6 protein-coding genes and 2 pseudogenes are annotated in these 6783 nt (G+C 70.2%); 6 read left to right on the top strand and 2 right to left on the bottom strand.

The window, feature by feature from the left end:
* Window positions 1-116: 116 nt before the first annotated feature.
* Entirely contained in the window at window positions 117-1205 is a 1089-nt protein-coding gene (gene sigJ / locus F3T56_RS45165) for an RNA polymerase sigma factor SigJ (RefSeq protein WP_149831267.1), read from the bottom strand.
* A 147-nt stretch (window positions 1206-1352) separates the two neighbouring features.
* Entirely contained in the window at window positions 1353-2051 is a 699-nt protein-coding gene (locus F3T56_RS45160) for an NAD(P)-dependent oxidoreductase (RefSeq protein WP_149831266.1), read from the bottom strand.
* 172 nt (window positions 2052-2223) lie between these two features.
* Here F3T56_RS45160 and F3T56_RS45155 point away from each other — a divergent pair.
* The 6 genes and pseudogenes from F3T56_RS45155 to F3T56_RS49140 all read left to right on the top strand — a co-directional run.
* A pseudogene (locus F3T56_RS45155) lies at window positions 2224-2468 on the top strand (MBL fold metallo-hydrolase); the annotation flags it as partial.
* 56 nt (window positions 2469-2524) lie between these two features.
* A complete protein-coding gene (locus F3T56_RS50510) occupies window positions 2525-3610 on the top strand; it encodes an NsdA family TPR-like regulatory protein (protein ID WP_484422114.1) in 1086 nt (361 codons plus the stop codon).
* Between the two features lie 2 nt (window positions 3611-3612).
* Window positions 3613-3933 carry a 4a-hydroxytetrahydrobiopterin dehydratase gene (locus F3T56_RS45145; protein ID WP_172639486.1) on the top strand — a complete coding sequence of 107 codons (321 nt, stop codon included), beginning with the start codon at window positions 3613-3615 and terminating at the stop codon, window positions 3931-3933.
* 181 nt (window positions 3934-4114) lie between these two features.
* On the top strand, window positions 4115-5923 hold the full coding sequence (locus F3T56_RS45140; RefSeq protein ID WP_149831264.1) for a zinc ribbon domain-containing protein: 1809 nt from the start codon (window positions 4115-4117) through the stop codon (window positions 5921-5923).
* A gap of 145 nt (window positions 5924-6068) precedes the next feature.
* Entirely contained in the window at window positions 6069-6635 is a 567-nt protein-coding gene (cyaB, locus tag F3T56_RS45135) for a class IV adenylate cyclase (protein ID WP_149831263.1), read from the top strand.
* A 50-nt stretch (window positions 6636-6685) separates the two neighbouring features.
* Window positions 6686-6783: pseudogene (locus tag F3T56_RS49140) on the top strand (LacI family transcriptional regulator); the annotation flags it as partial.

The raw sequence follows: 6783 nt of genomic DNA, 5'->3' as shown, positions 1-6783 counted from the left end.
CCGACCGCCGCCCGGCGGTGTCCCGGGGCCTGGACCGCCGCCAGGTCGTCCTGCCCACGGAACTGGTGACCCGGCATTCTTCGTGACGTCTCAGCAGGGCGGGTGCGTGACCGTGGTCAGACGTGCCCTCGGGGCTCGGGCGGCTGGGAGAGCTCGGGGCGACCCGGGGAGGTGCCGTCCTCGTCCAGTTCGTCCGGTTCGTTCAGCTCGTCCGGTCGTACATGGGCGAGCTTGTCGGGGTTGGTGACGATGTAGACAGAGCGGACGTGATCGCCCTCCGGCGTGAGATCCATGACCATGACGCCATAGGGGGAGTCCCCCGCGAACAGCACCGCGGCGTCGTCGCCGTTGACACGCCGGTAGCGGATGTCCACATCCTCGGTGCGCCGGGTGGCGTAGCCGACCAACATGCGGGCGACCTTGTCCCGGCCGTGGACCGGGCGGAGGCCCGCGGTCGGCCGTGCGCCTCCGCCGTCGATCCAGACCGTCACGTCCGGGGCGAGGATCTCCATGAGGGCACCGATGTCACCACCGAGCGCGGCCGCGACGAACCGTTCGGTCGCCTCCCGCCGGACACGAGGGTGCGCCCGGTAGCGAGGGCGGCGTGCGTGGACATGTGAGCGGGCACGGCGGGCCAGCTGGCGCACGGCGGTGGCACTGCGGTCGAGCATGTCGGCGATCTCGGTGTGGGGATAGCCGAACACTTCGTGGAGGACGAACACCGCCCGTTCCAGAGGCGTGAGGGTCTCCAGGACCACCAGCATCGCCATGGAGACCGCGTCCGTACGTACCGCGTGGTCGGCGGTGTCCGGGGCGAGGCCGGTGGCGGCGTCGGAGACAAGCGGGTCGGGCAGCCAGGTACCGATGTATGCCTCGCGGCGGGAGGCTACGACGGTTCGCCGGGCGAGCGCGTGGTTCACCGCGATCCGTACCAGGTAGGCGCGCGGGTTGCCGATGTCCGCCAGCGGGGCTCGGCGGTTCTTGCCGGACCAGGACAGCCAGGTTTCCTGGAGCACGTCCTCGGTGTCGGCGACACTGCCGAGCATGTTGTAGACGACGGAGAACAGCAGTTCGCGATGGTCGACGAAGTACCGCGTCGGGGTGTGCGCCGGGTCGCGCCGCCGAGTTCCCCCGCCCGGTTCGCGGGGTGCGTCCGGTGCCGCCGCGCCGCCCGTTGCCGGGCCGTCATCGGATATCGCTGCCATGGGTCGCCCTCCTGTTCGGCGCTCACTACTGAGAGGGACGGGGCGTTCGGAGTGTGACATCCGCGCGGCGACTGCTATGCGGGTCGCCGACCGGCCCTTCGGAGCCGTACGCGCCCGAGTGGTACGGCGGCACGGTCGAACCCGAGGTCATTTCTTGCCGCCGAACGCCTCCTTCCGGATGACATCGAGGACGCTCGGAACACCTTCCGTGGTGCGGACATCGATGAAGGCGCGCACATGACGGCCGCCGGTCGCCTCACGCAGCAGAGCGTTTCCCAGATCCGCGCGCGAGGTGAACCGGCCGGGAAGGCGCGAGGTGGCGACCTGGTAGTCGCTGACGGCGTTCGTGTCGAAGAGACCGGCGGGGCGGACGACCGTCCACTCGTGATGACTGTCGCTCACGATCCGCTCCATGCGCCGCATGTCGTCGTACACGGTGCGCCCGATGGTACGCGCGATGAAGGGCTCGAGCACCGTCCGGAAGAAGAAGGTCTCGCCGGGTGCCGACACGCCGAAGAGCACGGTGGAAGTGACGCAGACCAGACGTCGGACGCCGTGTTTTGTCATGGCCTGTGTGATGTGGGTGATGCCCTCGGAGTACACCGTGACGGGGTTTCGGCTGTAAGGCACCCCGAGCGTCGATATCACCGCTTCCTGCCCGGCCACAGCGCGTTCGACGGCGGCGGGATCCTCCACGTCCGCGCCGACCACCCGCAGCCGCGGGTCACTCAGCGGGAACTCCTCGGGGCGGCGCGTGACGGCGACGACCGAGTGCCCTTCGGCGACGGCCTGCTCGGTGACCTGCCGTCCGGTCGGTCCGTTCGCTCCGAATACGACGAGCTTCACTTGGATTCCCCTCTGCTTGCTGTTCCGCGGACGACCGTGCCCGCGGGCTTGGGAGTGCACGCGGTGTCGTCGTCCAGGCCGGTCTTGTCGCATAGGAGGGTCCGACGGCGCCGAATGTGACACGCCGGGCGGCGCTGGGGCCAACTCGGCCGCCGAGCTGTGAAGCCACAGCGCTGTCGCCGAGCAGTTGTCCGCCGCCTTCCCTGGCCGAGTGCTCACCGTCGGCCACGGTGTGCCTTCACCGCCGCTGGCTTCGAGATCAACGTACACGGTGAGTACCACGCCGCCGTCCACCGCGACCTCCCCGAGAGCCAGAACGTCGGCTTCCTCGTCGACGACTCGCTCTTCCACCCCGGCGACGCGCTCACCGTCGCGGACCCCGCCGTGCAGACGCCGCTGTTCCCGATCGTCGCCCCGTCTGCTCGACACGCTGATTCGCATCGCTGACGCCATCGGCGTCGAGCTCGTCGACCTTGTGCGGTGACCCGCCGCTGCGGGGGACAGCGACGGGTCACCGGGCCGCCCACCCCACTGAACGGGGTCACCCTCGGGGCGGCCTCATTCTGGCGCCGGGAGAAGCGAAGGACCGGCGCCAGGGTGAGGCCAGTGATGGATGGAAGCCTGCCGCCGGCGATCCACATACCGACGGCAGGGCCACCTACGGTCCCCCCGACCCATGCACGCGGGCAGCCGCCCTCCCGACGCCGACCGCAGGACCAGCGGCGTCGGGAGGGCCTCAACTCCCCAGGTCTACCGGAGCAGACTGGTTTGCGGCGCCCTCTGACACAGCTCCTTGTGGAGGGGCAAGTCGGCTGCGGCGGTCGACCCCGAATCGGGGACGAACGTCGTGTACTCCTCGTCGTCCAGGATTGGCTCCTGGCAGCGTCCGCAGATCATGTGCCCTCCCCTCGGGCCGCGCGCCTCGTCGTGCGATGCGCTCCCGGGACGCGCACCTGATCGGCTACTCCCTCGTCAACCAGGCCCAGGTGCGCACCGACTTGGGCGATGGGCATGCGGTTGTCGACCTGTGCGAGGCAGCCTTGGAGGACTCCCGCCGCCTGGTGCCGAAGGTGCGGATCATGGCCATGCAGCAGCAGGCGCACGGCGCCAGCCTCACCGGCGACCGCACAGCTGTGGACCGGCTCATCGACGAGGCGGACGGGCTGCTCGCCCGGGTCGACGATGACCTTCCATGGGGTAACGCGTGCAGGCGTACGCCCGGTTACCTGGAGGTGCAGCGTGCCACCTGCTACGGGAGGCTCGGCCTCGGGTCGGAGGCTGTCTCCCCGTGGTCACAGGTCATCGACGTGGTGCCCCAGACCGCACGCCGGGACCGCGGCGTGTACCTCGCCCGGCACGCCACTGCGGCGGCCGAAGCGGGTCAACCAGATCACGCCCTGGAGATCGCGCGGGAGGTTGCGGACATCGCGGTCGAGACGCGATCGGCTCGCATGCGGCGAGAGTTGGTCACTCTGGAGCGGGCAATGCGGCCGTGGCAGGATGCCGCGGTCGGCCGGGGCCTCGCCGAGGTCCTGGCGTCCGTGACCGAGGGGAGTTGAGCGTGGCAGAGGTACCGGTGCCGCTGACCGAGGACGAGATCGCGGCCGCTCTGGAGACCGTTCCGGGGTGGCGGCGCGAAGGGGATGAGATCACCCGCTCGTACGGGATTCGGTATCACGGTGGCGTGGCGATGATCGTGCACGTCGCGGACGTCGAGCGACTCATCAGCCACCACGCGGACATCGATCTGCGGTGGGGGAAGGTACGGTTCGCGATCACCATCCACGACGCTGCACACAAGCTCACAGCTGCGGACTTCGACCTCGCGCGACGTATCGACGCCATCGCGCAGGCGCACATGGCCGAACCTTTCGACGACTGAGCGTGTTCCCGCCTTGTTCCCGAAGACAGCACAGAATCAGGGTCTTCAACTGTTGGTGGTTTTGCTGCGGTTTCCTGCGTGAATCGGGTGTGGCTGCCGGGGTGCGTGTCTTTGTGCGGGGGTCGATCGTTAGGCCGATCGGATGCGGGGATGTGCCTGATTGGGGGCCGGGGAGGGGGTGGTGGGTGTGGGCCGGTTGGTGGCGACGGCGACGTGTACCGCCTTCGGTGGTGTGGTCGAGGGCAGTGGCGAGCGGGTGGGTCAGCGGTTGCTGTACCAGCGGGTGTCCTTCCTGGCCTCCTTGTGTCAGGGACTGACCGGGGCTCTGGTGGCTTCCCGGTGGGACGAGGACTCGCTGGATGTGCTGGCCGCCGGTGTCGACGGGCAGGGCAGGGATCTGCCGTGCAAGGGGTGGATGGCGATGCGCCGCCTTGACTGGGCGGGGGATGCCGTGGCTGATGAGGGGGTGTACGTCTCGGACCGGGTGCGCCGGGCGGCCCAGGAGTACGCGGCGCGCACCCTGCGTCTGGCGCTGCACCGGCGCACGCTGGTGGCGGCGGTCCTGGCCACCTGGCCCGCCGATCCTGCTCGCCGTACCGGGGCGGAGTGGACGGCACTGCGGGCGCTGCTGCCCGCCGGGGTCAGCGGTGCGGAGATCCGCAACCGCACCCGCCAGGTACGCGCCCATCTGGCCGAGCACGGGAAGCTGCCCGCCGGACTGTGCGAGCTGGAGGAGCCACCCCAGATCGCCGCGCAGGTACTCCTTGCCGCGATGGACCGCCAGCAGGTCACCCTGGAGCGCCTGGGCGACACCACGGCCCGGCTGTGGGTGAAGCTCCCGCTGTGCGTCACCGACGGCCGCCCCCTGATCTTCGACGCCACCGCCATCAGTGCGAAACTGCACCGGCTGCGCACCCACCGCGAACACCTCGCCGCCAAACGCGACCACTACCGCGCCCTCGCGGACGGGCTCGGCTCACCGCACCTGGCCTGGGCCGAACTCCACCGGCGGGCCCACGTACTGGAGGTCGAGCATGTGCGGGTGTGTGACCGTATCCGCCGCCTGAACCAGGCGCTGGCGTGGTCGGCGGCCCGCTGGGCCGTCGACCAGACCACCGCGCTCGGCGCCACCGTCATCTACCTCGAAGACCTCGCCACGTTGGAGGCGCGCGGCCGCAGGCGCGGTAACGCCCGGCTGTCCGGGCAGGTCCGCGGCACCGTGGCCGAGGCGATCCGGCACCTGGCCGCGAAGGCGGGCATCGCGGTGGTCACCGTCCCCGCCCGGGGCACCTCCGCCCTGTGTCCCGGCTGCCTCCGGCCGCTCACCCACCATCCCGCCCCCGACCGGCTCGATGAGCGCGGCTGGACCTGGGCCTGCGCCCACTGCCACCTGTCCATGGACCGCGACCTGGCCGCCGCCCGCCGGATCGTCTCCCGCGGCCTGCTCGCCCAATCCCACACCACAACCGACCGCACCACCGGCGCCCGCACCATCCGCACCGTGGTGGAGGGCCCCGTCCACAGCGTGCGCCGCCCGAAGAAGACCACCCGCCGCCTGCGCCGCGCCCACCGCCAAACGGCCGCACCACCCCGGCCGTCCGGGCCGAAGACCACCCCCGGCAAGATGCGCCCCACACCGGCCCGCCAATCCCCGGCCCGCCGGTCGACGACTTCCCGCCGTACGCCCGACGTGCGTACGGTCCCCGCCACCACCCCCACCGGGGCGGTCAAGCGTCCGGCGGGGCATGACACCCAGACACCCACACCTCACGGTCGGGTGCCAGGTCATGGAGTACCCGTCCCGTCCCGGCCGGAGCCTCCTCCGGCCGGCCGGGTGCGGCTCTCCCGCGGAACCTGTCGACGACGCACCAGCGTCGCCGAGCGGACCGGCTTCCACCACCTGCACGCCACCGAAGTCCACCCCCTCACCCCGAGGTTCGGACCCGGAACAGGCGACCGCACACGGCCACGCCGCGCCCTAAAAGCCTGAAACCCTCAGGCACACACAGAGTTCCAGAGACGCTCCCAACCTGGTAGACGCCGCATGGACCCCTGTACCGGGGGTTCCGGAGGATGTTCCAGGCGATCACCGACGGCGCGCAGCGCACGGTATGACGAGGAAGGAGAAACCGTAGGTGATCGAGGCGGAGTTGAAGGCCCGCGTGCACTCACCCGAGGCGGTTGTGCGGCAGCTCGACGAGCGTGCCGAAGCCCGCGTCGAGGTGTACCGGGATACGTACTACGACCGGCCGGACGGCTCGCTCAGCAACGCGGACCAGGAGTTGCGAGTCCGGACCGTGCACGGGGCCGAGGGGACAAGGACGGTGCTGACCTTCAAGGACGCGGCCGTTGAAGAACGTTCAGGGTCGAAGCCGGAGCACGAGACCCGTGTCGAGGACACTGATTCAGCGCACGCCATCCTGCGCGGTTTGGGCCATGTCGAGTCCATCGCGTTCGAGAAGCGGTGCCGGAACTACGACTTCGAGGCGCACGGTCGGAAGATGCTGGCCACCCTGGTCCGGGTCCCCGAGATCGACGGTACGTTCCTTGAGATCGAGACGCTTGTCGACGAGAAGGACGTAAGGGCAGCGCTGGACGACGTCCGGGCTGTCTTCGCGGGGCTGGGCATCGGGCCCGAGGATCTGACCCGGGATACGTACACGGGTGCTGTGCGCGCAGCGCGGGGCCACACCGGGACATGACGAAAGGCCCCTGGAATTCGCCTTTCGTAGATCGGGGGCTTGATCATTAGATGGCCGAGCTCTTGTCCCGCTGCCCCGATCTGGACGCGGTCTTCGCCGAGTCCGACGTCATGGCGGCCGGCGCCCGCCAGGTCCTCCGTGAGGCCGG

The organism is Streptomyces tailanensis, assembly GCF_008386495.1.
GTDB classification, from domain to species: Bacteria; Actinomycetota; Actinomycetes; order Streptomycetales; family Streptomycetaceae; genus Streptomyces; species Streptomyces tailanensis.
Note: the sequence above shows the minus strand (reverse complement) of the source record. Positions and strands in the feature narration are given on the sequence as shown.